Source organism: Acetobacter syzygii, assembly GCF_000964225.1.
Classification (GTDB): Bacteria; Pseudomonadota; Alphaproteobacteria; order Acetobacterales; family Acetobacteraceae; genus Acetobacter; species Acetobacter syzygii.
Window position 1 is genome coordinate 92,294 of sequence record NZ_BAMZ01000027.1, and the last position, 25,943, is coordinate 118,236.

Sequence of the window (25,943 nt, forward strand, 5' to 3'; positions counted from 1 at the left end):
CTGTCTCTTTCAGGTTGGCTGGTGTATGGAGGAAGTATGGCCAAATTACCTTCTCCCGTCTTTCCCCAGCCGCGCCTTGTGTCTTCCTCGCAGGAACTGGCAGAAGCTCTTAAGCCGTTCCACGCCGAGCGTTTTGTTACGGTGGATACGGAGTTCATGCGTGAGCGCACATACTGGCCGGAGTTATGTCTGGTGCAGGTTGGCAGCGCCGAGCATGTTGTGCTGATTGATGCCTTGGCGGAAGGTCTGGATCTGGCGCCTTTGGCTGCATTGATGGCTGACCCGGCGGTGCTTAAGGTTTTTCATGCAGCTCGTCAGGATCTGGAAATTTTCCTGCATGAATTTGATGCTCTGCCTACTCCTGTGTTTGATACACAGGTTGCCGCCATGGTTGCCGGATTTGGCGATCAGGTAGGGTATGACAGTCTGGTGGGATCGTTAACCGGTCATATGATTGACAAGAGCCACCGTTTTACCGACTGGTCCGTAAGACCTCTATCCGATGCCCAGCTTAATTATGCCGCCGGAGATGTGACATGGCTTCGGTTGGTTTACGAAAAGCTGGTGCATAAGCTGGAGCAGGATAAGCGTTTAAGCTGGGTTGCTGCTGAAATGGCAGAACTGGAAGACCCGGCAACATTCCGTCCAGACCCGGAAAAACAGTGGGAGCGTTTGAAGGCACGCACGGGTAACCGGCGTATGTTGGGTGTGTTGCGGGCTGTTGCCGCTCTGCGTGAACGCGAAGCCCAGCGCGTGAATGTACCAAGACAACGCCTGTTAAAGGATGAAAGCCTGCTGGAAATAGCGGCAACAACCCCTGCAACGGTTGACGCGCTTGCCCGTGTGCGTGGTGTATCCCGCGGGTTGGCAGAAGGGCGTACAGGTTTGGCTCTGCTGGAAGCGATCAAACAGGCGCAGGCTCTTCCGGATTCTGAACTGCCGCGTCCGGCACGGGGCAAGGGGAAGGATAACATCCGACCGCCTGCATCTTTGGTGGCGTTGTTAAAAGTGCTGCTGACTGCATGTTGCGAGGAGCATGATGTGGCCCCACGACTTGTTGCCTCCATGGACGAACTGGAAGCTCTGGCGCTGGACCCTGCGCAGGCACCAACCCTGTTGTCTGGCTGGCGGAGCAAGGTTTTTGGGGATGCGGCTCAGGCTTTGTGCGAAGGTAAGGTTGCGTTACGGGTTAAAGGCGGCCGTGTAATTACCGTATCCGACGAGGGAAGCGTGCCGTAATCAGCCCGTCCCTCGCAGGATGAAGGAACTGTTTTAGAAGCCCATCTCTTCCCACAGGTTGGAGAGGGGGCGTGCACCATAGTGCGAAATAATTTCAGACGCTGCAACAGATGCCAGACGTCCGCATTCGGGCAGGCTACGGCCTGATGTTAGCCCAGCCAGAAAACCAGCGGCATACGCATCGCCCGCTCCGGTTGTGTCCACGACCTGAGTGGGGACGGGGGCAACGGTTGTCAGCTGTCCATCGTGCACCACCACGCTGCCAAGGCCTGAGCGGGTGAGGGCAGCAAAGGTTGTGTCCTGCAATGTGTGGCGTGCGGCTGTGTCAAAGTTTTCAGTTTCGTACAGCGCGCAGATTTCATCTTCATTGGCGAACAGAATATCGACATGGTTTTTGACCAGATCGAGGAATGCATCGCGGTGGCGACCAACGCAGAATGGGTCGGAGAGGGAAAGGGCAACCTGCCGCCCGTTCTTGTGGGCCAGAGCGGCAGCCCGACGGAATGCTTCCTGCGCATGGGGGGGGTCAAACAGATAGCCTTCCAGGTAGATAATGCTGGAAGCTGCAATCATGTCAGGCAGCACGTCGTCTGGGGTAAAGCAGGTGCAGGCCCCAAGGTAGGTTGCCATGGTGCGCTGGCCATCGGGTGTGACCATGACCACACAGCGTGCGGTGGGCAGGTTGTCAAAGACCTGCGTGTTCAGGGGAGCAGAGGGGAATTGTACCCCATTATCGCGCAGATCCTGGGTGAACTTCAGCCCTGCATCATCGCGCGAGACCTTGCCAAGGTAGGCAACGCGTGCACCAAACTGGGCAGCAACAACACAGGTATTTGCCGCAGAACCACCCCCCATAACATGCTCTGGTGCCAAGGCGGCTTCCAGCGCATTTGCCCGGTCAACATCAATCAGAGTCATGCTGCCGGGGGTTAATCCCTGCTCTTGCAGGAAGGAGGCTTCCGTTCGGGCGAGAATATCGGTGATGGCATTACCAATACCGAGAATATCGTATTGTGTGTCCTGACCGGTCATAGCGATAAAATTTTTTCCTGAAAAAATGATCTGTGCGGTTGTTTGGCTAGCGCGCTGCCACAAAAAGGGCAACAGTAAGGCCTAAGCAACTTGTGCTGCTTACCAGATGGCCGCCTGCAAGAGAATTGTTTTAGGCTGGGTGTGCTGGTGCTGGGAGCGGCTTGTTAACATGGACCGCTGCCTGAATGCAGGCAGCCAGAAAGGCGGGGGATTTTCTTGTTCAAAAGACGTAAGCCTGAAGATAGTCAACCAAAGGCTCAGGCACCCTCTACCGTTCAGCAGAGTTCTGCACGTCCGGCAGGGGCATTTGGCTCAGCTCTTTCGTCCAGCGCGGGTTCTCCCGCTGGAACTCCCACATCGCATTCTGATACTTTAAAGGAAACTTCACCCATGGGTCGTGCACCTCTTCCTTCCGGTTCTCCTCTTCCTGCTGGGGGTGGTATTCCGCCCATGCCTGGTGCGGCTGCCGCACGAGGGTTGCCATCGCAGATTCAGCCTAAAAAAGAAGGGCCGGAGCAGCGTACTCTGGTTGTCGGTCGTGGCATCAGTGTGCAGGGCACAGTGCAGGATGCAGAGCGACTGGTCGTTGAAGGTACGGTCGAATCCAGCATGATTACGGCCAAGGAACTGGTTGTAATGCCGGGTGGCCTCTTCCGTGGTGGTGTGGAAGTGGAAAATGCGGAAATTGCAGGCACGGTAGATGGTACGTTAACTGCACGTGGCAGCCTTACCGTGCGTGGAAGTGGCCGTTTGCTGGGCAAAGCTGCCTGCCACCGCCTGAAGGTGGAAGACGGTGGACAGATTACCGGTCAGCTGGAAATGTTGTCCGAGGGAAGCGCTGCTTCCAAAACGGCAGATAGTGATGCAGGATCTGCAAAAGCAATTGAAGGCTGATTATATTCATCAGCTTTTTGCAAGCCTGATGGTGGCATAACGGTCACCATCAGGCTTAAGTTTTACGAGATATGTTCAGGCAACACTATCGCGCCGGTCACGTAGGCGGACGTAGGCAATCTGTGCATGTTCTTCACAGTAAGGCTTACCCGGAATAGGTGTTGCTCCACAAAAATGAAAACCCGGTGTACCAGGGTCGCCAATAGGCCAGCAGCAGGCGGGGCCACGGCGTTTTTGTGGTTCCGGGTCCGATATGCTGCGCAGGAGCGTTTTGGGTTTGGTGCTGGGGCGCGCAACTGGTGCGGTTTTTTCTTTTTTAGCAGCTTTATCTTCTGCCATTGCCAATGTGGGAGCGGCAACAGGAGAAGTCAGGGGTTGTGCGGCAACCGTGCTGGGAGCAGTCGTTGCTGCCAAAGGGGGTGCTACAGGCTGAGGGGTAGAGATAACCGTTGCGCCGGGCTGCGGTGCGGATGGTTGTGGGGTGGGGGCCGTAGAGGTTGGCTGTTCGGGCTTATCCGCAGCAGTTTTGGGTTTGCTACCATTGCGGCGAATGGGAGAAGGCCGAGCAGGCAGGCCAAGTCTGTGTGCCTTGCCAACCACTGCATTCTTGGTAATGGAAAGACGCCGACCAATTTCCGCCGTTGAAAGACCTTCCGCCCATAGGTCCTTAAGCTGGGCGATTATTTCTTCGGACCACTCCATTAACAGGCACCTTTGAGCATTGCATGGCTGGCTGGCAGAATACCAGTGCTTCTACAGACTTCATATTAGGAGGATGGCACTCTTATCTCAAGCGGAAAGCCTACAATCTGAGTGCTCTGTGGTATGCTTATACCGGCATGGTGTGGCTTTTGGCAGGATTTACTGAAGGGTGGCGTCCCTAAAAGGTTGCGGTGACCCAAGCATGGCATGGATGCTTAGGGGTGGATAATATCCAGACCAATATCGAGCGCCTTAACGCTATGGGTCAACCACCCGAGAGAGAGGACATCCACCCCCGTTTGAGCGATGGGGCGTGCAGTCTGGAGTGTAATGCCGCCAGAGGCTTCGGCAGTTGCACGACCACCGATCATTTTAACAGCCTGCTCCAGTTGTGGGATGGACATATTGTCGAGCAGATAAGCGTCTGCGCCACTACTGGAGAGGGCTTCTTCCAGTTGTTCCAGTGTATCGACTTCCAACTCAATTTTCATCAGATGGCCAGCATATGCACGGGCAGCTTGCAGAGTCTGGCGGATGTTGCCCCCACATAAGGCAATGTGGTTATCTTTGATAAGAATGGCATCATCCAGCCGCAGTCTATGGCTACTGCCTCCTCCTGCCCGTACGGCATATTTTTGCAGGCTTCTCAAACCAGGCAGTGTTTTGCGGGTGCAGGCAATGCGTGCTTTTGTGCCATCTACAGCCTGCACAATCTGGTGCGTGTGTGTTGCAATGCCACTGAGATGAGAGAGCAGGTTGAGCGCAGTACGTTCGCCCGCCAGTAGGGCTGTGGCGCTACCCTCCACGGTTGCCAGAACATCTCCAGCCGCAATTTTATTGCCATCCTGTTTAACCATACTAAAGCGTATGGTTGGGTCCAGTAGGGTAAAAGCCTGCCGCGCCCCTTCCAAACCACACAGAATACCGTCCTGACGTGTGCAGAATACGGCATGGAGCTGCTGCCCCGGCTGGGCAAGAGCCTGTGTGGTTACGTCCCCCCCAATGCCCAGATCTTCCAGAAGGGCTGTGCGTACAATGGGTTCCCACAGAAGAGGGGGGAGGTGCAGACTTGTGGTCATGTTGGCTCCGGCGTGTGGGTCAGATTGCCAGCATCCGTTCAACAGCCAGACGGGCAGGCTGTTGCAGATGTGCGGGTATGGTGACTTCTGTTTGCATGGTTTCCAATGCTTGGCGGATATTGGACAGGGTAATTCGCTTCATGTGGGGGCAAAGGTTACAGGGGCGCACAAATTGCGTTTGCGGGTACTGTGCCGCCAGATTATCACTCATGGAACATTCTGTAACCAGAAGCACTTTTTGCGGTTTTTTCTGGTCAATAAAATCAATCATTTGAGCTGTGGAGCCAGAGTGGTCGGCGGCATCCAGCACTTCTGGCGGACATTCGGGATGGGCAATAACGGTCAGGTCAGGGTGAATGCGGCGATACTGCCGAATTTCGAGCGGTGTAAAGCGTTCATGCACTTCGCAATGAGCCGGCCATGTGAGCATTTCTATACCCGTTTCGGCTTCTATGTTCCGGGCCAGAAATTCATCAGGGATCATAATAACCCGTGGCACATTCAGACTTTCTACAACACGACGTGCATTACCTGATGTGCAGCAAATATCGCTCTCAGCTTTAACATCTGCCGTACTATTCACATATGTAACCACCGGCACACCGGGATATCGCTTTTTGAGTTCCCGCACATTGTCTGCCGTAATGCCCTCAGCGAGCGAGCATCCTGCGGTGGCATCCGGGATCAGAACCGTTTTTTCCGGGTTCAGCAATTTTGCGGTTTCAGCCATAAAATGGACGCCTGCCATAACCATTGTTGCGGCATCCACAGATTGTGCAGCACGGGCTAAAGCCAGACTGTCCCCGCGGATATCAGCCACGCAATGAAAAATTTCTGGCGTTTGGTAATTATGCGCCAGAATAACGGCATTTTTTTCCTGTTTTAAACGCAGAATAGCTTCAATGTCTGCCGCGTAACTGGCTTCCCATTGTTCTCGTCGCATAATGTGGGCAACAGGGCTGTAGAGTTGGTCCCTGCTGGCCATGAGAGTTGCAGACATGGTCCTGCTCCGTTTTCCGCGCGATATATGCTCTTAATGAGTATATATCGCGCGGGCGAATTGCAAGAGGCGTGCTCAACACTTTTTCAGGAGATGCTGGAAAGAGGCAGGGTGGCGCCTGCCAGATAGCAGTTTTCTGCTGTTTCCGGTGCAAATCTGTAAAGCTGTGCCGGTCGCCCTTGTGCTGGGGAGTCATATTCGGCTGTACGGTTAACCAGTTTTTGTTGCTGCACCAGCCGCCGGAAGTTCTGTTTGTGCATGGGGCGGCCAGCCAGAGCTTCCATGGCCTGTTGGAGTTGGAGCAGGGTAAAATGGTGGGGCAACAGATCGAACACAGCGGGCGTATAACGAATTTTGGCGCGCATTCGTGATAAGGCCGTGGCCAGAATACGCCGGTAGTCGTGGTACATGCTCAGGCCTGGTAATGCTGCACCATTGTGCCATGTTGCTTCTGGTACCAGTCCCGCCTCCCATAACACTTCATAGCGTTGGAGAGAGAGCTCATCGTTCCATACGTAATCTTCCAGACCAAAAATACTGGCGCATCTTTGCCAGCGTTGTGTATGGCCTTGTGCCCAGCGTTTTAGCCGTTCAGCAATGGTATGGAGGAGTGAAGCCGATGTTGTGTGGCGTCTATCTTCCCAAGGAAAGTAATCATATATCGATTGCGTGTCCAAGGCATGGTCACAAGTCTGGCGAATAAACGCCATGTAGGAAATCTGTACAACTTGGTGTTTTTGTGCGTGGTGTGTGTCTGCAAAAGTATAAAGCTGTTCTGTATGGCCAAGCTGGAGTCCGGTCTGGCGTTCTACCCAGTTGCGCATACCTTTCTGTAACGAGCGGTGTTCTACTGTAAAGGGACCAGAAGGGAAGGCCTGCCCATGATCCAGGGTCAGGATATGCGGCGCATTGTGGTGTATACTGACCAGAACAGCCACAAGCTCTGTCTCGCACAGTACGGATTGTGCTGCTGTGGGGGGAAGTGTTTTCTGGTGGTTGATCATGTCTGGCAAGCTATTGGCGATGCTGTGTGTTTTATGGGTCTGTCATAAAGTTGATTTTGCCAGAATAGTCTGTTTTGGCCTCCGATGGCAAAGGGGCTTCGAAGTATTTTTATTGTTCTCAATGCTTCAAGGCATTGGTGGGTGGGGTATGGGCTCTGGAATGCTGCCATCTGCTGGGGAAGGCTGCTAGCCAACGTGGAAAATCCTGAGCAGTCAGTGGTTTGCTGTAAAGATAACCCTGCAAAATATCGCAGCCAAGTTCCTGTAGTTTTATTTCCTGTTCTTTATGTTCCACACCTTCTGTAACAACTTTGATGCCCAATCGTTTGCCAATATTAATGGCGGCTTCCGCGACAACGAGTGAACTGATATTATTTTCAAAATCCTCAATAAAACTACGATCTATTTTAATTTCAGTTAAAGGGATTTGTGCCAGACGGGATAAAGAGGAAAAACCCGTACCAAAATCATCCATGGAGAGTCCAACGCCAATATTGCGGATGGCAGTCAGATTGGCTGTGGTTTCCGGGTCCTGACGCATCATCACGCTTTCTGTAATTTCTATTGTGAGGCGGTGTGGTGCCAGATTATATTTTTTTAGAATGCAAACAATCTGCTCTGGCAAATCTAAGCTACCAAAATGCACCGCAGACATATTGACGCTCACAATAGGCACATAAATAGCATTCTGCTCCCATATGGTTATCTGTTCGCAGGATTTCTCCAATGACCATAAGCCTATTGCTTCGATTTGGCCGGTTTCTTCAGCTATGGGAATAAAAGTGGATGGTGGAATAATACCCAAAGTGGGGTGGTGCCAGCGGCTTAGGGCTTCCACACCGCAGAGCGCGCCACTGAGTGCGCATATCTGGGGTTGGTAAGCGAGATATAGCTGTTTTTTTTGTAAAGCTTCGCGGAGCGCGGAGCCAATAACAAGCCGTTCGCGGACGCTACTGTTCGCACCTTTTCCAAAAAAACGGAAGCTGCCACGCGCCTGTTTTTTGGCTTGTCGCATAGCAATTTCCGAAGCTGCCAGTATATCTTCTACTGTGTTTCCATCACTTGGGTAAAAACTGATGCCAATGCTCAAAGATGTAATAAAATCCCGCCCCTGAATTTTGATCGGTTCATGGGTAATATGGTTTAGGTTATGGGCTAGTGCACAGGCTTTTTTACGATCTGCGTCTGGGAGAATAACAACAAAATCATCCCCACCTAAACGGGCGACCAAATGATGATTATGGCAAAATGCCGCAATACGCCGGGCAATGGTCTGTAATAGAATATCTCCATTATGGTACCCCATAACATTATTTACATCCTGCAACAGATCAATATCGAGTATAAGGATTGCAAAAGGAGTCTGAGTTGCTTGGGCCAGCATTTGTCTGAGATGGGTAGTCAGAGCTGTCCGGTTTAAAAGGCCAGTGAGTGAATCAAGTGCGTTGAATTGATTTCTTTTTTGTATTTTTTTCTCATTTTCGATAATTGCAACGCACGATGGACTGCAGCCTAAAAGGATTTTTTGTGAGCAATCAGTGATCTGTTCATTTTTGTATGAAAAAATAGAAAAAATCCCGATAACATTTTTATGGTTATCGTAAAGACCTATTGCCTGGCAGTTTTGGAATTTAGTAGAGCCAGTTGAGGTGTTGTGTTTGTCCCATATAAGTTGGCGGGCAAAGAGCGGATTTACACCAAGGCTCTGAATATCAGATGGACTTAAGGTTGCATGGTTAAGGCCAAGAAGTTCATCATCTGGAACATGTGGTGCTGATAGAATAGAGATACTGCCACTGATTGAAATCTGTAAAAGAATTGCTAGAGTACCGGGTACCAGTTGTTCTACTTTATGGCAGAGCATATTGGCGATATTCTGTATGTCGGTATGGTCTGCGAGAGCTTTAAAAACATCGTTCTGAATGGTCACGATCTTACGGCAGTAAAATACCTCCGTAACATCCTTAATAAAAATCATATAATAGCGCTTATGGTTGATACCGATAAGAGCCGATGAAAGTGAAATTTCTGCTATTACATCATCACCATTGCTACGTGTAAAAGTTATTTCGTGACCTGTTCTGGGAAGATGGTCAACTTGATCGCTCAGATGCTGTTTTGTATCATATTGATGGTTTAAATATTTCTGCAGTGGAAGCAGGCAATCCACGGGATGTCCCAAAACTGAGGATGCGGCACAGCCCCAGAGGTTTTCTGCTGCACCGTTGAAAAATACGATCCTATTTTGATCATCAATAATCATGACACCATCAGTCGCCTGCTCAAGCATGTTGGCATAGAAAGTATCTGTATTAAGAGATGAGAAGAGCAGGTCTGAAAATTCTGACATGATTTTAATCTTTAATATAAGGCGGGAAGAGCGAGGTCCTCAGGAAGATGGCGCCAGATTTTTACAAACGGGATAGGAGGAGTTGTGCTGATGGTATGAAGTGTAGAAAAATTTTAGATGTTATATAAAAAAGAACACACGCATTGATGAGTATAAACAAGAAAAATTGGTCATTTTTAAGAAGAGCGTTTCTTAAAGAAGAGTTCATGGCGCACAATTCCTCTTGTTTTTGGGCAGTTACATTATTAAAAAACACCTAAAAAATTTATGGGTGTTAGTTTTTACACAATATTGCGGAAAACAGGCCTTGAACGAAAGCTTATAGTGTTTCTTCTGGTCTATAAATCACAATTATGTTACTTACTATATATTGGCTTTGTTTGTTTTTAATAGACAGAAAAAATGAGTCTTTTTGCAAATATTCATCTGGATTTTCTGTATTTTTTTCTCATCCTAGATGCAGAATCGTATGGTATGGGTGCGATATTCGAGCGGTAGGTGATCTGAGATCAATGAAAATGATTTTGATTTTTGGCGCGGCGGCACTCGCGGAAATTGGTGGGTGTTTTGCATTCTGGTCCTGGCTACGACTGGGCAGGAATTTTTTGTGGATTTTACCGGGTTGTGGCTTTCTTTTGCTCTTTGCTTACCTGTTGACTCTGGTTGATTCGCCTGCTGCTGGTCGTGTCTATGCTGCATATGGTGGCATTTATATAACTGTTGCTATTTTTTGGTTGTGGTTTGTGGAAGGAGTGTGCCCGGATCGGTGGGATTGGGTGGGTGCTATTTTTTGTTTAATTGGGGCGGCTATTATTTTGTTTGCACCACATTCGTAATGATAATGGATTGTGTATTAGTATGAACGCAGAATTCTGGCTTGAAAAATGGTCTCGGAACGAAATTGGGTTTCATGCCCAACATCCTCACAAAGGATTGGTTGAGTATTTTTCTACCATATGCGCGCAGCCCATCGGGCATGTGTTTGTACCATTGTGTGGAAAAACGCTTGATATACAATGGCTGCTCAATAAAGGGTTTCGGGTCACGGGCGTTGAATTAAGCCTTTTGGCTGTTGAGCAACTGTTTGCAGAATTAGGTGTTCATCCAGTGATCTCCCCTGTATCTGCCAAGGTGGTTATGTTCGAAGGAGGGGGACTTAAGGTTTTTGTGGCAGATATTTTTTCTGTGAGTGCTGCCATGCTCGGTTCGGTAGATATTGTGTATGATCGGGCGGCGTTGGTCGCCTTACCACAAGATATCCGTGTACGGTATGCCAAACATCTTATGGCGATTACCAGATGTGCAACACAGTTTCTAATTTGTGTGGAGTATGATCAATGCCGGTTATCTGGTCCACCATTCGCTGTGATGGCTCAGGATATTGCTGATTACTATGCTCCATATTACGAGATCACGAGCATTGAACGAGAGCCTGTTGAGCGGGGCATAAAAGGCCGGGAGCCAGGTTATGAGCATATCTGGTTGTTATGTCCCCTGAATGACAGGGCGGAAAAATAAAATCCAGTCAAAATTTAACTTTTTTCTCGTTTGTAGAGTCTGTTAAAATCGCAAAATTTTTTAGAATATTTAATTGTTAAAAAATATTTTGGTTTGTTTTTAAAAAATATGGAGAATTGGAGGAAACTGTATTATAAAAATGACAAGAATTTTTGTAAATTCCAGAATATGGTCCTGCGCGTGAGCACATCTTCTTTTTCCGTTTTTGGGTTGGTTCTCAAAAATACAAAAAAACGGATCAGGAGTGTGCTGAACTATGCTTTGCCAGTTGCATTTGTTGCCGTTTGTGGCACGGCCATTGAGTTTGATGAATATCAGCACGCTGTGACTGATGTAAATGAGGCAGCGCGCCGGGATAGTCAGGCTTATGCCAATCTGATTATGGAGCGGTTGGATACACGTTTTACAGAGTTGGATATGGCTTTAGCGGCATTGCGTGGGCCGGATGACCGGACAGCCCCTTTGTCGCCTCAGGTAGAGTTGTCACTGCGGCATTATCTGCTTTCTCGCCCAACATACCTGACGTTTAGCGTTCTGGGAGCCGATGGGGAAAGTATACAATGGTCAACATCGCCTCGTAAAAAATCTTTGGCTGCACCATTAAGGAATTTTTCTATTATTCCTAAAATGCCCAATCATTTTTTAGGGTCTGTTCATTATTCTGAAAATCTGGGAACTGTTGTTCTTCCCATGCGTGTGCGGGAAAAAGATGATAGTAAAACAGGATTTTTCCTAGGATCTCCCTACCGTCTGAGCAGGTTTCTGGATGAACAGGATCTGCCATCAGATTACCGAAAGTGGGAGTTTGTGGTTGTAGATACCCGCAATGGGCAATCTCTTACGCATTTATTGCGAATGCAGGATCAGGTAGATCCTTTGTCGTCCATAAAACCAGAGATGGTCGCGCAGGCTCCTGTTCCGGGGTATCCTTTTGTTGTTCAGGTCTTGGTTTCCTCCTCCCGCGTGTGGCGCAATTATACCCAGCAGGCGCTTGCCCGCTGGAGTGTGGAAGCACTGATTCTGGCGCTGTTGGTGATTGCGGGTGAATTTTTAATTCGGCGGCGTGACCGGGAGCAAATGGTCCACCTGCGCAGATTGACTGATTTTAACATGTTCATGGCGCAGGCGAGCCAATGTGCTAGCCAAGCCAATAATGAAGCGCAGCTTTTGCAAGAAATCTGCGATATGGCAATACGTTATGCTCATTTTAAAATTGCCCTGATCGCCCAGCCGGATGAGACCCAACGTTTTCGTATGCTCGCCATAAGTGGTGCGCAAACGTATATGGAAAATGTTGTTATTTCCGCACGAGCGGATGTGCCTGAAGGGCAGGGCACAATTGGGCAGGTATGGCGATCAGGACATCCAATTTTCAATGCGTCTTTTTTAAATAATGCTACCTTGGCTCCGTGGAAAGAACGGGCGCTTGGGCTAGGGTTGCGTTCCAATACAGCTCTTCCTATTTACCGGGATGGAAAAGTCTGGGCTGTTTTTAGCGTTTATCATGAAAAATCCGATATTTTTGATGATCAGGTCCAGATTTTGCTCAAAGAAATCTGCATTAATATTTCTATGGGACTGGACAGGATTTATAGCCAGCAACTCAGGTCCGCATTGCTGGATAATTCGGTTGTCGGTATTTTACTTGTTCAAGATAGAATTGTGCAAATGACCAATTCTTATGCGACCCACATGTTAGGTATGCCATCTGGTGCGCTGGTTGGAAAATCAACAGCGTCTCTTTACGCAGATCACGGTGAATTCAAACGTATTGCAGAATGTTATGCGCAGCTTGCGCAAAACCGGGAAGTGCGCATAGAGGGGGTACGTCTTGCGCGGGCAGATGGACAAATCCTGATCGCAGATTGTTCTGGTGTTCAGTTATCCGACCTGCATAACAATATTTCAGTATGGACGCTGGAAGATGTTACCAGTCGGGATATGGCGCGGCGTCTTTACCATGCGCTGGTCAACGCGGCCGATGCTGCCTTGCTTGCAACAGATGCAGAGGAACTGTGTAGTCGCGCCTGTGCCGACCTGGTGCGTGATACACTTTTTCATGCCGTTTGGATTGGTCGTGTACATGCAACAGGGCAGTTGGAAGTTGTGTCTCGCGCAGGGGAGGGCACGGAAGGTATTGAACAGATTAACCAGTGCATGGGGGATTACTGTAGCCCAAGCCTGTCTCTTGTGGTTATGCGTGCGTGGAAAGAGAGAAGTCTTGTTTACAGCAATGATGAATTGAGTGAGCAGGCAAATAATCCGTGTTTTGATTTTATTCGTGATAATAACTGGCGTGCAGTGTTGTCCACGCCTCTTTGGCGCGGTGATCAAATATGGGCGATTATGACTTTTACATCCCCACTGGCGCATGTGTTTGACGAGCAGAGTATTGCCTTGTGCAAACGGGTTGCCAGTCTGCTTGGACATGCGTTGGATAAGCTGGATGTCAAACACCGTATTGAATGCCTGCAGGAGCAAGAAGCCCAGCGGGCACGCCATGATGTGCTGACAGGTTTGCCAAACCGTCTGGCTCTTGCCGAATATCTGCCTCAGGCTCTCGCGCGTGCCCAGCGCTATAATACCAGCGTGGCTATTGGTCTGATTGATCTGGATGGTTTTAAACAGGTGAATGATACATATGGGCATGAGGCTGGGGATAGGCTTTTACAGCAGCTGGGCGAACGATTGCAGGCGTTGCTACGCCAGACAGATTACATTGCCAGACTGGGAGGTGATGAGTTTGTTGTTGTGCTGGAAGGGCTGGTAATGACAGAGGTGGCTGCACAGGTGGAAGCTGTTATGAACACATTACATGGAGCGGTTGAACAACCTTTTCCTGTTCATGAGGGCACAACGGCTGGTGTGGGCATGAGCGTTGGATTGGCTCTTTATCCACAAGACGGCACAGAAGTTGAACATCTGTTAAAACGTGCCGATATGGCGATGTACCGTGCAAAACAAAATAAAAAAACACGAGAAAAATGGTGGTTTTTAGCCAACCATCTGGGGGACGAGTCTCCATCCACGCCTACGGTATAGTCGTGATCTACTCATGTACAATTTTTTTGCTTGGAGACCTGCTGGGTGGGTGTGGGTCTTATCTGGTCGTGAGGGAGCTGATTGATTGAAAAATCGGATGCCAGAAATATACAAAGAAAATTACGTTTTACTTTGTAAGGATGTATCCGTATTGCTACCAAATACTATCCTGCACACAGGACTTTTCTAACAGATATAGCGGCTTCAATGGATACCAAGACTCTTTTTTCTGGCATGGCGTTAGCTTTTGGAGCGTATGCGTCTTTTTCTATAAGTGACGCATTTTCCAAATTGCTGGCAGGTCAGCTTGACCCATTTGAAGTGGCATTTTCGGGCGGACTTTTTGGTTTTCTTATTTTGCCATTTATCCGCCGTCCGGGTGAATCCTATCTGGATATCGTAAGGCCACAGCTATGGGGTATGTGGCTGTTGCGGGCAGGGTGTGTTTTTGCCGCGACTGCTGCCAGTGTGGAAGCATTTATGCTGCTACCAATGCCAGAAGCTTTTTCGCTTATGTTTCTGATGCCATTGTTCGTGACAATCTTGTCCGTTGTGTTGCTGAAAGAAAAAGTAACACTCTGGGCATGGTTGGCGGTTGTACTGGGATTTGTAGGGGTTCTGATTGTACTGCGTCCGGGTTTTAGGGCACTACACTGGGGACATTTGTGTGCGCTGATAGCAGCATTTGCCAATGCAGGCAGCGTAATTGCCTACCGTCTGGCTGATAAGGAACGAACCCGGTTATCCCTGTTTGGTTCAAGCCTGATTGGTCCGCTGGTTGGGAATGGACTGATTATGGGGCTCCATGCACAGTGGCCTGCTACCACAACCGCGTGGGTTTTCCTTTTCGGTTACGGTTTTCTGGCAGCGTTGGGGCAATTGATGATGATGATGGCGACCGCCCGCGCTCCAGCTAATCGTGTGGCTTTGCCTCAGTACAGCCAGATGGTGTGGGGGGTAGCGTTGAGCTACCTTGTCTTTCATCAACCTTTGGATGGCTGGACATTTGTGGGTATTATCGTGCTCATGTCATCAGGTATTCTCAACTGGGTAAGGCAGAGAATTCGCTACGAACGAATGGCCATGAAGGAACGTATGGCCCGGCGCAAAGCCCGTAAGGCGGATAAAGCAGGGAAGACCAATCAACTGGCGGGGTGATTCTTCCCTATAGCGCATGGTTGGGCCAGATTATCAGTTTTCCAGGATTTTTGAGCCAAAGATTGCTGATTGCACAATAAGTGTCATGGCTGTGCGTGCAGGCATGACATTGAACATGGTGTTGAACAATAAGCCGGTTGCTACATTTATGGCGGTGCTCCACAAATGTTTGGGGAGCGGGCCGTAGGGGCCGGGTTTATCTGGGTAATTCTGCAAAAAAATGGGTTCTATATAAACCCACATAGCTTCCCGTAGATCTTCGACGGAAATAAGAGGACTAAAATCAGCAGAAACGTCGGGTTTTCCTTCGTTTGCGGTGCCCAGTCTGCTGGCAACACAGGCAAACTGTTCGTTAACATCTGGCAAATCTTGCGCCGTGCAGCCTTTTTGTAAGGCTGGACCGGTCAGACATGGCCAGAGCCCAGGATTATGGAGGGTAGCATCTCCTTCAATCAGAAGCTGGTTTAATTGCTCACCGAACAGAAAAGTTCTCCCCCCGGCAAGTGTGTGGGCCATCATATCCTGCTCTGGGCGTAATCCGTCCTGAATTAAGGCAAACAGGCTGGTCTGGGTGGCAAAGCCGCACACACTACCCAGTGCAGCAAAGAGTGTGGGTGTGTGTACCCGTCGGTTGTCATCCTGCAATGGGCGGGGAAAGTTTCGCACAAGTTCTGTGGTGACGAGGTTGAGTAATGCAGCTTCGGGAAAATCTTTCCAAATGGTGTTTGTTGCACCGTTTGTCGGGTGTTCCGGGGTCGGGGTGGTGGTGGACATCTCACACAGCCTTGGGGTTTTTGCGGGTAGGGTGTTCCATACCTTGAACTCTGAGTTGCTTCCAGTTTTTGGTCCTGATTATGGAGGATTATCAAGTTTGAACGTGCAGAAGGCAGAATTTGGGAGGTGTGGTTAAGAAACAATAAAATTAGAACTATAAAAAAGTAATTCTGAAGATTTTTAAAAATAATATAATTCTATAATTTCAAGGGTGTGGAGATTTTTATGAGAATTTTAAAATGGAATTCGGTTCGTTTTGAAAATTATAACTTGTGTTTTAGGCGCATTCATGTGCAGATGAACGGGTGGATGCTCTTATAAGGCAGACTGGCGCGCGTTGTGTTGGTATTGCTTTGTTGGAAGTTACGATTGCGCACGTGTTCTGTGCGCGACCACGATGTTATATAAAGGAGCCTAGTTATGACAACAGGCACCGTAAAATGGTTTAATTCGACCAAAGGCTTTGGTTTTATCCAGCCTGAGGATGGTGGGCAGGACGTGTTTGTTCACATTTCTGCACTGGAACGTGCAGGTATGGCTTCGCTTAGCGAAGGGCAGCAGATTTCTTATGAAATCGAAGCTGGCCGTAACGGCAAAAAGTCTGCTGTCAATCTCAAGGCAGCCTAAGACCAGATTGGCAGAAATGCTGTCTGAAGCCGCCTTTCGGGGCGGCTTTTTTTATGCCTGCAAATACAGTTATGCGACCGAAGGTGAATGGCGCACACGTTGTAGCAAATAGCTGATCAAAGCGCCCAGTAAGCAACAACCAGCGCTGGTCAGGAACATGGCTGTGTAGCCGGAAAATTCAATAATAGGTCCAAGGGTAAAGCCGGAACAGGCAATCGCCAGATCTAAAAAAATGGAATAGGCGCTCAAGGCTGCACCGCGGTTTCGTGGGCCGGCTTTGTTCACGGCCAACACGCCAAGAGCTGGGAAGAGAAGTGAAAATCCTGCTCCAGTTAAAGCCGCACCTAAAAGAGCATTATGGCGTGATGGAAAAATGCCAATAATGCCAAGTCCGATGGTTTCGACCAGAAGCGAAATAATGGCGACAAATACGCCGCCACGTCGCTTTATCTGGGACGCAAAGAAAAAGCGAATGCAAACAAATACACCGCCAAAAACAGCGAGTGCCGTGGCGGCACCAGCCCAATGGTGGGCGGCATAATAGAGGGCAAGAAAAGACGAAATTGCGGCAAACCCAATAGAACCAGCCGCAAGGGCACAGCCATGCCATAGAACAAGGCGCAGAGCTTTGCGGAAGGAAAGAGGCGTTTCCGTGGAAGGGTGTGGCTGCGCTCCCTGATAAAAGCCAATCAGAGCAAGCCCGAACAAGGGAAGAGCGGCTGATAATGCACCAACAGCCACTAACCCTCCATAAGGCGATGGTATAAGGGCTAAAGTGGCCCCTACGGGTGCACCAAGGGCAATGCCTCCATAGGAACAGATTCCATTCCACGATATGGCAAGAGCTGTATTTTCAGCACCAGCGCGGTGGATATTCCAGATGATCACCCCTGTTGATGTCCAGCTTTCTGCCCAGCCTAGAAAAAGGCGACTGAGCAGGAGAATTCCTAGGGAGACGGCAGGCATATGTTGCATCATGCCTGCCCACCCTAAAAGAGCCCCGGCAGAAACACAGCTAAGTAACCCACCAATAACGACCGGTTTGGGGCCAATTTTATCTACCAGTCGCCCCGCGGAAGAGCGGGCGGCAAAGGTAGCCAAATATTGCAAGGCAAAGGTTAGTCCGGCCAGCGTTGTGCTGTAACCAAGGACCGTATGCACAAAAATGGTCAGAACGGCATTGGGTAATCCAATGACAATATACACGAGTAAATTGAACAGAACGACAGACAGTACTCTGCTGACCGGAGATGCATCGGATGTTTGTGAGGTACCTATATGCCAATTGGACCAGATTTCTGGGGGTTTGCACAGTAAGCAAGCTGTTAGGCTGCGATGCCGTTATGCGAGTTTGCCCCTATGGGTATGATAAGGTCTCGGACTAATCTGCTGGCATTGTAGGATTTCGCTTCTATTGTGGCTGGGTTTGTTAAGAATGTTCAAAACCACGCGCACTAATTAGACCAATCAGTCTAGTTGTATTGACTATCTATAATAGATACTCTATCAAAAACCCATGAGTGTTGTAGAAAAGCATAATGCAGCCAGAAGGCGTATTGTAGAGGCCGCGCGCACTATTGTTGGAGAACGCGGTTTTTCTGCTGTGGGTATTTCCCAAATACTGGAAGTGGCCAGTATTCCTAAAGGATCATTTTACCATTATTTTGATTCCAAGGAAGCTTTTGGCGAAGAGCTTTTGCGTATTTATATGGATGATTATCTGCAAAAAATGGATACTCTGTTCTCACCCAGCGTGGGGAATGCAGCGGATCAGTTGTTTGCCTATTTTCGTTTTTGGCAGGAAACTCATGTGGATGGCAAAATTGGCGATAAATGCCTGATTGTTAAATTGGCGGCCGAAGTTTCTGACCTGTCAGAACGGATGCGTAGAATTCTGGATTCTGGGACGGCTAAGGCCATTGACCGCATTGCCCGGACTATTGCGCAAGGGCAGAATGAAGGATGTGTGCGGCAGGGGATGGAGCCACAGGTTCTGGCCGGTGCCCTCTACCAGCTTTGGCTTGGTGCAACCTTGATGGTGAAGATTACGCATCGGTCCCAGCCGTTTGAAAAGACATGGTTAGCATCCGAACGGCTACTTCTGCCTTAATGCAAAAAATGGTTTGCATTAAATCAGGACCTAATACGTCTTTTTTAAATTATTGTATTACAATCACTTATCTTATGCGTGCATGGTGCGCAGGGCGGATATGAGACGATCGGTCTAATTATTGCGTTGACCACATCTGTATCCATACATATACAGACAGTATGAGCAGCACAGAAATGCAAACACCTGCATGAAGAGTGTGACAGATCTTCGGTTTTGGCAGAAATGTTTTTCTGTGTGGCGTTGTGGTCGAACATGCCCCCGTTGTTGCAGCATTGCGGTGTGTGTTTGTCCATATTTGAGTTGACCGGTCTATTCACGATTCTTCCCGATGCTCCGCGCAGTTCGGGATCTGGGGGCAGGGTGAGGGCACGTGTTGCCTGCCCTGACTACCGCTAACACTTGTGAGGTAAAAATGGCCTACGCGACAACTAATCCATACACGGGCGAAGTTCTTGCCACTTTTCCCGATGCAACAGATGCAGAAGTCCAGAGCGCACTGACACAGGCCCATGAGGCTTATGAAAGCTGGCGGGAAACATCTTTTGCAGAACGTGCACGCATTATGAATGCTGCTGCAGCGATTTTGCGCCGCGATGTGGATAAATATGCCCTGCTTGGCACGCTGGAAATGGGCAAACTGTTTGAAGAATCAAAAAAAGAAGTCATTCTTTCAGCAGAAATTTTTGAATATTACGCAAAATACGCCGAAGAACTGCTGAAGCCAGAAGTCCTGCCGGTTGCAGACCCTGCAGAGGGCAAAGCAGTTCTGGTGCATGAACCGCTGGGTATTGTTCTGGCTATTGAGCCGTGGAATTTTCCTTTCTATCAGGTTGTTCGCATTATTGCGCCCCAGCTTTCTGCTGGTAATGCCGTACTGCTCAAACACGCATCCAATCTGCCGCAGTGTGCTGCCGCCTGCCAGAGCCTGATGGAAGAAGCCGGTTTGCCCAAGGGGCTGTTCCGTAATCTTTATGCTGCCCGCCCCCATACTGCGATGATTCTGAATGACCCGCGCGTATGTGGCGTGGCTTTAACCGGGTCTGAAGGTGCGGGTGTCATTATTGCTGGCACCGCTGGTAAGGCTTTGAAAAAAGCGACTATGGAACTGGGGGGCGCAGACGCCTTCATTGTTCTGGACGACGCAGATGTGGAAAAAGCAGCCAAATGGGCTGTTCTGGGCCGTCATTGGAATGCTGGTCAGGTTTGCGTGTCTGCCAAGCGCTTGATTGTTGCAGATGCTGTATATGACCGCTTTTTGGAGCTGTACAAAAAAGGTGTGGCCGAACTGAAGGCGGGTGATCCTATGGATCCGTCCACCACCTTGGCGCCTCTTTCTTCCCAGGCAGCCAAAGATGACCTGCATGACCAAGTTACGCGGGCCATGAGCCACGGTGCCAAGGTGGAAGTTATTGGTGCACCTGTGCCGGGTAAAGGTGCTTTCTTCCAGCCTCTGCTGATGACTGGTCTGGATGAAAACAATGAAGCGCGGCATTGGGAATTCTTTGGCCCTGTAACGCAGCTTTATCGTGCAAAAGACGAAAACGATGCCGTGCGCATTGCCAATGACTCGCCTTATGGTCTGGGCGGTTCTGTCTTTACGCGCGATGAAGCACGTGGCGCGCGTGTTGCAGCCCGTATTCGTACCGGTATGGTGTTTATCAACCATCCTTTGGTACCGAAGGCAGATCTACCGTTTGGTGGTATTGCCCGCTCGGGTTATGGCCGTGAACTGATTGGTCTGGGGATCAAAGAGTTTGTTAACCACAAGCTTATCAATACGGTTGATATTGACGCGCCGTTCTGATCAGTTGGTCCTGGCAGAAGAGAATTTCTGCCAGGATTTAAAAAGTCATATTATAATTTATGCTTTTTAATAAAGCATACACTACATCCTCCAAAGTCAAAATAAACGGATAGGGCTCCTCGTGGGGAGCCATATTCTATGGCTCTTCTCTTCCTGCTTTTAAAAGAGGCTTGTAAAACCGATGTCGTCCAGGTCTGAAATTCTCATTGTTGGCGGTGGTGTAGCCGGATTGGCCCTTGCAACGCGTCTGGGAAAAACTCTTGGCAGGCAGGGAAAAATCTGTATTACTCTGGTGGACAAAAGTTTCTGCCATGTCTGGAAACCCATGTTGCATTGTTTTGCAGCGGGCACAGTCATGAATGAGAATGACCGCATTAGTTTTATGTCTCAGGCCAGCGGAAACCATTTTGAATTCTGGCCCGGAGAAGTTGTCTCGATTGATCGTGCGAAAAGAGAAGTCACACTCAGTCCTTTTAATGCATCAGATGGCACACCTGTTCTTGAAAGCCGGACACTGAACTACGATGCCATTGTTCTGGCAGTTGGGAGTTGTGCCAATGATTTTGGTACACCCGGAGTTAAAGAGAATTGCCTATTTATTGATAATCTTGTGGAAGCAAATGCTTTTAACGAGAAGTTTCGCATGGAGCTGCTCAAGGCTTTTGCGCATACATCCAATTTGGATATTGCGATTGTGGGTGGGGGAGCTACAGGTACCCAGCTTGCAGCAGAACTGCATAAGTCGCTCGAAATTGTGGACCCTGTCAGTTTGCACGCTTTTGGTAAGGAACCACCCAAGCTCAGCATAACGCTGCTTCAGTCAGGTGCGCGTATTCTACCGGCTTTTCCGGAGGCAGTCTCGGCTGCTGCACAGCAGGAGCTGGAGCGTATTGGCGTAAATGTGCGTACATCGGCCAGAGTAGCCGGAGCTGATCAGACCGGGTTTATTCTTAAAGATGGCACGCATGTTCCTGCGACTTTGCGCGTGTGGGCCGCAGGGGTTAAAGCACCAGAGGTAACACGCGCTTATGGTGGTCTGTCCCTTAACCGTTCAGGGCAGATACAGGTAAAGCCAAATTTGTGTTCTGTGGACGATGATCGGATTTTTGCAATGGGAGACTGCTCCTTTATTGTAGATGATCCATTGCCTGCAACAGCACAGGTTGCGCGCCAGCAGGCTATTCATCTGGCCAAGCACCTACCCGCGTGGATTGAACAGGGTAAAGAGGTGCCATCCTGTATTTTCCATAACAAAGGGGCCATTGTCGCTTTGGGTAATTATAACGGCTGGGCAGCGCTACCGGGGGGACGGGTCCTTGGTGGGGGCTTTATGCGAGGTCTTGCTGCACGTATGGGCCATATTATGCTTTATAGGAAACATCAGGTTGAATTGTATGGATGGTGGCGTGGTTTGGCTTCCATTTTTGCAGATCGGATTGAAACCTTTATTCGTCCACAAGTCCGCCTGGATTAGGTTTTAGAGTTAAACTGTTTTTCCAAGCTGTAAAAAAAAGCCATATTATTTTGTGGCAGCACTTTCTTGGCTTGTTAACATAAGTGGGGAAGGTGCTGCTTATCCAGATCATAATAGTGTAGAATATTCAGTTCTGGAATGGGTAATACCGGAATGTGACAAAAACGGTGTTGCCATTTGCTGTTGGGCGGGAGGCATTGCCTGCGTTATCAACGCCACGGAACGCAAATTTGCGGACGTAGGTATATTGCAGTCCCGTCATCACGCTACCATAACGTCCGTCCAGCAGATGCCACCATCCACCCATTGTGTAGGACGCCAAAGACTGGGTCTGTGCATTGCAGGTGCCAAGCATGATCGAGCAGCCAGAAAGATTGGCGTTGGGTGATCCGTAACCATAATAATTGCCATCCGCACCTTCATAGACGCTACGGTGCGCCGCTTCCACACCACCGTAGGTGTAAAGCAGCAAATTATCTGTTGGGTGGCCGATTAAGCCAAGAGATCCAATAATTTCGCGCAAAGGTGCTGGGGCACCAGAACTGCGGAAGGTCATGTCCGGTAACTGGCTGGGACCATATCTGCCGACGCCCTTGCCTGCCAGCACGTCTCCAACAAGCTGCATTTTGCCTGCGAGTAGCGGAACTGCCATGGATCCGCCAACACCACCTCCGAACGCTACGCGAGAGTGGGCTTGGCCACCAACTCCACCACTGCCACCTCCGTTGACCACAATAGTGCGGAACCAGCGTGCCAGACCATACAGTTCATAGTGCCCTGCAGATGTATCAACCGCGCCTTTAAGAACAATATCGGGTGCTGCGTCCAGACTGTAATGTGCTTCCGGGTCCAACATGCCTGTACCGGTGCTGTTGTAAATGACATGAGGCCCAGATGTCTGACCCATGGCGGGGGGAATGTTACCGCCTGAATCCAGCGTTGAATCATCAAAACCAAGCGTGGCCTGTGGTGTTTCCACCGAAAGGCCAAGCCACCATTTGCGATGGAAGTCCTTGATAAAGCGCACCTGAGGAACGCGGGTGAAGATAACGCCGGGAATAAGGTTACTATCCACAACAGGAGGAAGTTGTTCGTGCCTGCGCAGGAGGGTGTTGGTGTATCCGGTGGTCAAACTCCACGCCTGACCCGCCAGAAAATGCAGGCCAAGGTCGCGGTCATCCGCGGCAAGGTAGGCTTGCCGCATTCTGGGAACATAGCTGTTGGTCTGCACGGCGTTGGAGTTGCTGCCAGAGCCGCCAAAGTCGCTTTCCACATAGGCTTCAACAGTAACCCCTTTGGCGGGCTTCCCTTCAATAAGCAGGCTAAAACGGCTGAGTTGTGCAGTCGGGCGGTATTCCGAGGCATGCGCATTAGGATTGCCCGAATATGGGAAGGAACCCCATGGGGTTGCGGGGCCTGCTGTTAGGTTTTTGTCACGGTAGATATTGGACATATCCACAAATCCGCCGAGTTTGACGGAGACAGAACCAATTTTAAAAATAGGAGGCAGGCTATCCACTTCCGTCTGGGTGAGTGCCGTGGGGCTGGAAGAAGACAGATTGATACTTTTGACGGTTGATTGCCCCTGTGCCTCGGTAAGGGGGGCAGGATCGGCAGAAAATGGTGCCACAGGTTGATTATTGATGCGAATGGGGCCAGCCAGAGCATCATCTGGCTGACTGCTCAACGGGGGTGGGTTGGTCTGGCCTAGATGTGCGGTCGTGCGGTAAGGAGACCGGTTTGTGCCAGACGGCATTGTATGGGCCTGCGTTGCCCCCGATGGGTGATGTGTGTTGGTGTGACTGCTTTTTTGATTTTTTTGCAGTTCTTTGACCTGAGCTTGAAGTTGAAAAACCATGCTACGCAGCTGGGCGATCTCGGCGCTGCTGTCTGCCTGTGCGCGGTGGAGCGGGTATATGGTGCAGGCGATGGCCAGAGAAAGACCAAAATGCCAGAGTTTTTGATGATGCATGTGCGAATGTTGTTTTTTCACCCTGACCGATCCTTATGTGCCGGTCAGAGGCGACTATCATTTATTACAGTGCCTTACCGATAACGCAGGAGTGATTTAACGGGGATTGGGGTCGTATAGATATGCCAATTTTACCACCCATCCATACAGAGACAGATATGCGGATAAAGCACTGGATAGGCATGAGAGCACACCGTGGGTGACATGAGGCCAGAATATTATGTGGACGGGGGCGTTTATGTCAGTTGTAATTTGTGCATGTTGAGCTGTATCTGCCTGTGATTGAGCTTTTTAATATAACCATTGGTTTCCAGATATTTGAATATTCGACTTGTTGTTTCAAATGTCATTCCCAGGTAGTCGGCAATATCTTTTCTGCTCATGATCAGGGTTAATACTTGTGTAGATGGGTTAAAATAATTGGGGATTTTTTTGTATTCCAACAAAAAACCTATCAGCTTGCTGGTCGCTGTTGGGCAGGACATGAGGGTAATATGGGTTTTGGCAGCCATAAGAGAGGCCATTTTTTGCTGGAGCAAAAGGTTTGTTATGTTGGGGTGTTCTTGAGCAAGAACCTGAACAGAACTGAGCTTAAAACGCTTTAGGTGTACATCCACAAGGGTTGTTGCGGACCATGCGTAAGTCTCATTTTCTGCAATGCCAAAAAATCTGTCTGGCCACAAAAAATCGAGTACCAGATTACGACCATCTTCAAGCTGATAGTCCAGTTTGAGTGCGCCAGACTGAATGAAATAAAGAAAATCTGCATGTTCTCCCTGGCGGAAGATGATGCTTTTGGCGGGTTTTTTAAGGTCTGTACAGATTGTATTGAGTACAGAAAAGGTATTATCCCCCATTATCCGGGATTTTATTGGAAAAATTGCATCAGAATAACATGGAGTATGGTGGGGAATAACGTGCTGCACGTTATGGATTACCACGTAAAAAACCGGAATGCTGGCACAGATTGGTATTTATGGTGCGTGCTCCTCATGCCGGTAGACCCTTTCTTGTGTCGGCTGAGTGGATGATGACACAACAAGTAAACGAAACGGGACCGTTTCGCAATATCGATTGATGGCTATTTAACGGCAGGCTCATTCCTGCGGACATCGATCCTGCAAGAGTTTGGGTTAAAAAGATCTGAGGGCTGGCTTTACACAAAAAAGCCAGCCGACATGTATGGCCCTTATATGCGGAGATGGTTATGGAGTGGAGGAGAGCGCTTTTTCTTCCATAAGAGCGCGCTGAGTGAGGTATTTTTCGTTCTTGCGGAGGAATATACCCGACCCCACCAGGCCGATTACAGTGAGTGTGCCAATAGCAATGCCCGTTGGGCCAGACACCTCGGATATTTTGCGGCCCAACAGATAGGTACCCATTGCATAACCACCAGCCCAACAGGTACCCCCCAGTGCATTAAAGAGCATGAACCGTCTCCAGTGCATATTACAGGCACCAGCAAGCAATGCGACAAAAACACGCAGGACTGAGACAAAGCGGCCAAAAAACACAATGGCGCTACCGTGGTGGCGGAACAGATACTGCCCCAGAACAAGGCGATCGGGGGTTAGGCCGACTTTGGCTCCATGTTTTTGCAGCAGGGGCAATCCAAAATGTCTGCCAATCAGATAACCCAAATTGTCTCCAATAATTGCTCCGGCAATTGCTGCCAGAGCAACGCCCTGAATGGCCAGATGGTGGGTTTTCAGGCAATAAAGCGATGCGGTGATAATACAGGTTTCCGCAGGAACGGGCAGACCCATGCTTTCCATAAGGACAAGCAGGGTCACGATACCGTAACCGTAGTGCTGAAGCAGCGTATCCAGATGGTGTAGCAGAGGGAGCGTCCTTTTTTGATGTTCCGTTGTCTGATGCCGCCAGAGTGTTCACGCTGGGAAGAGTGTGCGTTGCATGGCTGCATTTCCGGATGAATGAAGGCATGAGCATACCTGTGCATCATGTGGTCTGTCTGTTTTTTTATAAGACTGTGCAGGTAGCGAGGACTGCTTGGAATGGCGTATTCTGTTCCGTAATGCGTGATTCTGATTTGAAAAAACATACCTTAGCATTTTATGTTAAAGAATAATTTTATAAAATTTATTAAAAATACATATATTTAAAAACAAAAGTGAAGAATATAATCATTTATTCTCTTATT

General features: G+C 49.2%; 21 protein-coding genes. 10 read left to right on the forward strand and 11 right to left on the reverse strand.

The features are described 5' to 3' along the window. Positions 1–36 precede the first annotated feature (36 nt). A complete protein-coding gene (gene rnd / locus Absy_RS10200) occupies positions 37–1,239 on the forward strand; it encodes a ribonuclease D (RefSeq protein ID WP_048854646.1) in 1,203 nt (400 codons plus the stop codon). A gap of 33 nt (positions 1,240–1,272) precedes the next feature. Here the strand turns inward: rnd and Absy_RS10205 are convergent, their stop codons facing one another. Then, positions 1,273–2,271 (reverse strand): adenosine kinase, encoded by a 999-nt coding sequence (locus Absy_RS10205; RefSeq protein ID WP_048854647.1) that lies wholly within the window; start codon positions 2,269–2,271, stop codon positions 1,273–1,275. A gap of 216 nt (positions 2,272–2,487) precedes the next feature. Between Absy_RS10205 and Absy_RS10210 the strand changes: the two genes are divergently transcribed. Continuing rightward, positions 2,488–3,165, forward strand: coding sequence for a bactofilin family protein (locus tag Absy_RS10210; protein ID WP_173957918.1), 678 nt, complete (start codon positions 2,488–2,490; stop codon positions 3,163–3,165). A gap of 75 nt (positions 3,166–3,240) precedes the next feature. Here Absy_RS10210 and Absy_RS10215 read toward each other — a convergent pair whose 3' ends face one another. The 5 genes from Absy_RS10215 to Absy_RS10235 all read right to left on the reverse strand — a co-directional run bounded on the left by Absy_RS10215 (position 3,241) and on the right by Absy_RS10235 (position 9,300). Beyond that, complete coding sequence (locus Absy_RS10215; RefSeq protein WP_048854649.1) at positions 3,241–3,867, reverse strand: GcrA family cell cycle regulator; 627 nt, start codon at positions 3,865–3,867, stop codon at positions 3,241–3,243. Between the two features lie 215 nt (positions 3,868–4,082). Further along, positions 4,083–4,946, reverse strand: a complete 864-nt coding sequence (nadC, locus tag Absy_RS10220) for a carboxylating nicotinate-nucleotide diphosphorylase (RefSeq protein WP_048854650.1) — start codon at positions 4,944–4,946, stop codon at positions 4,083–4,085. Between the two features lie 19 nt (positions 4,947–4,965). Then, positions 4,966–5,946, reverse strand: coding sequence for a quinolinate synthase NadA (gene nadA, locus Absy_RS10225; RefSeq protein WP_048854651.1), 981 nt, complete (start codon positions 5,944–5,946; stop codon positions 4,966–4,968). Positions 5,947–6,032: 86 nt separating this feature from the next. Then, positions 6,033–6,950, reverse strand: coding sequence for an NUDIX hydrolase (locus tag Absy_RS10230; RefSeq protein WP_048854652.1), 918 nt, complete (start codon positions 6,948–6,950; stop codon positions 6,033–6,035). 118 nt (positions 6,951–7,068) lie between these two features. After that, positions 7,069–9,300 carry a sensor domain-containing protein gene (locus Absy_RS10235; RefSeq protein ID WP_048854653.1) on the reverse strand — a complete coding sequence of 744 codons (2,232 nt, stop codon included), beginning with the start codon at positions 9,298–9,300 and terminating at the stop codon, positions 7,069–7,071. 512 nt (positions 9,301–9,812) lie between these two features. Here Absy_RS10235 and Absy_RS10240 point away from each other — a divergent pair. From Absy_RS10240 to Absy_RS10255, 4 genes are all read left to right on the forward strand, one after another. After that, on the forward strand, positions 9,813–10,136 hold the full coding sequence (locus tag Absy_RS10240; RefSeq protein ID WP_048854654.1) for a YnfA family protein: 324 nt from the start codon (positions 9,813–9,815) through the stop codon (positions 10,134–10,136). A gap of 22 nt (positions 10,137–10,158) precedes the next feature. Then, on the forward strand, positions 10,159–10,818 hold the full coding sequence (tmpT, locus tag Absy_RS10245) for a thiopurine S-methyltransferase (RefSeq protein ID WP_048854655.1): 660 nt from the start codon (positions 10,159–10,161) through the stop codon (positions 10,816–10,818). Positions 10,819–10,998: 180 nt separating this feature from the next. Further along, on the forward strand, positions 10,999–13,860 hold the full coding sequence (locus Absy_RS10250) for a sensor domain-containing diguanylate cyclase (RefSeq protein WP_158319851.1): 2,862 nt from the start codon (positions 10,999–11,001) through the stop codon (positions 13,858–13,860). Between the two features lie 207 nt (positions 13,861–14,067). After that, on the forward strand, positions 14,068–15,018 hold the full coding sequence (locus Absy_RS10255; RefSeq protein ID WP_245614801.1) for a DMT family transporter: 951 nt from the start codon (positions 14,068–14,070) through the stop codon (positions 15,016–15,018). 33 nt (positions 15,019–15,051) lie between these two features. On the opposite strand, the gene Absy_RS10260 is transcribed toward Absy_RS10255, so the two are convergent. Next, entirely contained in the window at positions 15,052–15,792 is a 741-nt protein-coding gene (locus Absy_RS10260; protein ID WP_048854657.1) for a hypothetical protein, read from the reverse strand. A gap of 420 nt (positions 15,793–16,212) precedes the next feature. Here Absy_RS10260 and Absy_RS10265 point away from each other — a divergent pair, with 420 nt between their 5' ends. Next, on the forward strand, positions 16,213–16,419 hold the full coding sequence (locus Absy_RS10265) for a cold-shock protein (RefSeq protein ID WP_048854658.1): 207 nt from the start codon (positions 16,213–16,215) through the stop codon (positions 16,417–16,419). Between the two features lie 69 nt (positions 16,420–16,488). Here the strand turns inward: Absy_RS10265 and Absy_RS10270 are convergent, their stop codons facing one another. After that, complete coding sequence (locus Absy_RS10270) at positions 16,489–17,697, reverse strand: MFS transporter (protein WP_048854659.1); 1,209 nt, start codon at positions 17,695–17,697, stop codon at positions 16,489–16,491. 238 nt (positions 17,698–17,935) lie between these two features. On the opposite strand from Absy_RS10270, the gene Absy_RS10275 reads away from it, so the two are divergent. From Absy_RS10275 to Absy_RS10285, 3 genes are all read left to right on the forward strand, one after another. Beyond that, the gene (locus Absy_RS10275) at positions 17,936–18,529 is read left to right on the forward strand and encodes a TetR/AcrR family transcriptional regulator (RefSeq protein ID WP_048854660.1); all 594 of its coding nucleotides are present in this window, start codon (positions 17,936–17,938) and stop codon (positions 18,527–18,529) included. A 415-nt stretch (positions 18,530–18,944) separates the two neighbouring features. Next, positions 18,945–20,336 (forward strand): NAD-dependent succinate-semialdehyde dehydrogenase, encoded by a 1,392-nt coding sequence (locus tag Absy_RS10280; protein ID WP_048854661.1) that lies wholly within the window; start codon positions 18,945–18,947, stop codon positions 20,334–20,336. A gap of 181 nt (positions 20,337–20,517) precedes the next feature. Beyond that, entirely contained in the window at positions 20,518–21,810 is a 1,293-nt protein-coding gene (locus tag Absy_RS10285) for an NAD(P)/FAD-dependent oxidoreductase (RefSeq protein WP_048854662.1), read from the forward strand. Between the two features lie 127 nt (positions 21,811–21,937). Here the strand turns inward: Absy_RS10285 and Absy_RS10290 are convergent, their stop codons facing one another. The 3 genes from Absy_RS10290 to Absy_RS10300 all read right to left on the reverse strand — a co-directional run bounded on the left by Absy_RS10290 (position 21,938) and on the right by Absy_RS10300 (position 25,575). After that, complete coding sequence (locus tag Absy_RS10290; RefSeq protein ID WP_245614802.1) at positions 21,938–23,803, reverse strand: hypothetical protein; 1,866 nt, start codon at positions 23,801–23,803, stop codon at positions 21,938–21,940. Positions 23,804–24,018: 215 nt separating this feature from the next. After that, the gene (locus Absy_RS10295; protein ID WP_143221433.1) at positions 24,019–24,708 is read right to left on the reverse strand and encodes a Crp/Fnr family transcriptional regulator; all 690 of its coding nucleotides are present in this window, start codon (positions 24,706–24,708) and stop codon (positions 24,019–24,021) included. Positions 24,709–24,987: 279 nt separating this feature from the next. Beyond that, positions 24,988–25,575 (reverse strand): DedA family protein, encoded by a 588-nt coding sequence (locus tag Absy_RS10300; protein WP_245614803.1) that lies wholly within the window; start codon positions 25,573–25,575, stop codon positions 24,988–24,990. Between the last annotated feature and the right edge of the window lie 368 nt (positions 25,576–25,943).

What these genes read in the sequence shown, in the direction of transcription:
- rnd (WP_048854646.1), top strand. Translation starts at nt 37, where the DNA reads ATGGCCAAATTACCTTCTCCCGTCTTTCCCCAGCCGCGCCTTGTGTCT.
- Absy_RS10205 (WP_048854647.1), bottom strand. Translation starts at nt 2,271, where the DNA reads ATGACCGGTCAGGACACACAATACGATATTCTCGGTATTGGTAATGCC.
- Absy_RS10215 (WP_048854649.1), bottom strand. Translation starts at nt 3,867, where the DNA reads ATGGAGTGGTCCGAAGAAATAATCGCCCAGCTTAAGGACCTATGGGCG.
- nadC (WP_048854650.1), bottom strand. Translation starts at nt 4,946, where the DNA reads ATGACCACAAGTCTGCACCTCCCCCCTCTTCTGTGGGAACCCATTGTA.
- nadA (WP_048854651.1), bottom strand. Translation starts at nt 5,946, where the DNA reads ATGTCTGCAACTCTCATGGCCAGCAGGGACCAACTCTACAGCCCTGTT.
- Absy_RS10230 (WP_048854652.1), bottom strand. Translation starts at nt 6,950, where the DNA reads ATGATCAACCACCAGAAAACACTTCCCCCCACAGCAGCACAATCCGTA.
- Absy_RS10235 (WP_048854653.1), bottom strand. Translation starts at nt 9,300, where the DNA reads ATGTCAGAATTTTCAGACCTGCTCTTCTCATCTCTTAATACAGATACT.
- Absy_RS10240 (WP_048854654.1), top strand. Translation starts at nt 9,813, where the DNA reads ATGAAAATGATTTTGATTTTTGGCGCGGCGGCACTCGCGGAAATTGGT.
- tmpT (WP_048854655.1), top strand. Translation starts at nt 10,159, where the DNA reads ATGAACGCAGAATTCTGGCTTGAAAAATGGTCTCGGAACGAAATTGGG.
- Absy_RS10255 (WP_245614801.1), top strand. Translation starts at nt 14,068, where the DNA reads ATGGATACCAAGACTCTTTTTTCTGGCATGGCGTTAGCTTTTGGAGCG.
- Absy_RS10260 (WP_048854657.1), bottom strand. Translation starts at nt 15,792, where the DNA reads ATGTCCACCACCACCCCGACCCCGGAACACCCGACAAACGGTGCAACA.
- Absy_RS10265 (WP_048854658.1), top strand. Translation starts at nt 16,213, where the DNA reads ATGACAACAGGCACCGTAAAATGGTTTAATTCGACCAAAGGCTTTGGT.
- Absy_RS10275 (WP_048854660.1), top strand. Translation starts at nt 17,936, where the DNA reads ATGAGTGTTGTAGAAAAGCATAATGCAGCCAGAAGGCGTATTGTAGAG.
- Absy_RS10280 (WP_048854661.1), top strand. Translation starts at nt 18,945, where the DNA reads ATGGCCTACGCGACAACTAATCCATACACGGGCGAAGTTCTTGCCACT.
- Absy_RS10285 (WP_048854662.1), top strand. Translation starts at nt 20,518, where the DNA reads ATGTCGTCCAGGTCTGAAATTCTCATTGTTGGCGGTGGTGTAGCCGGA.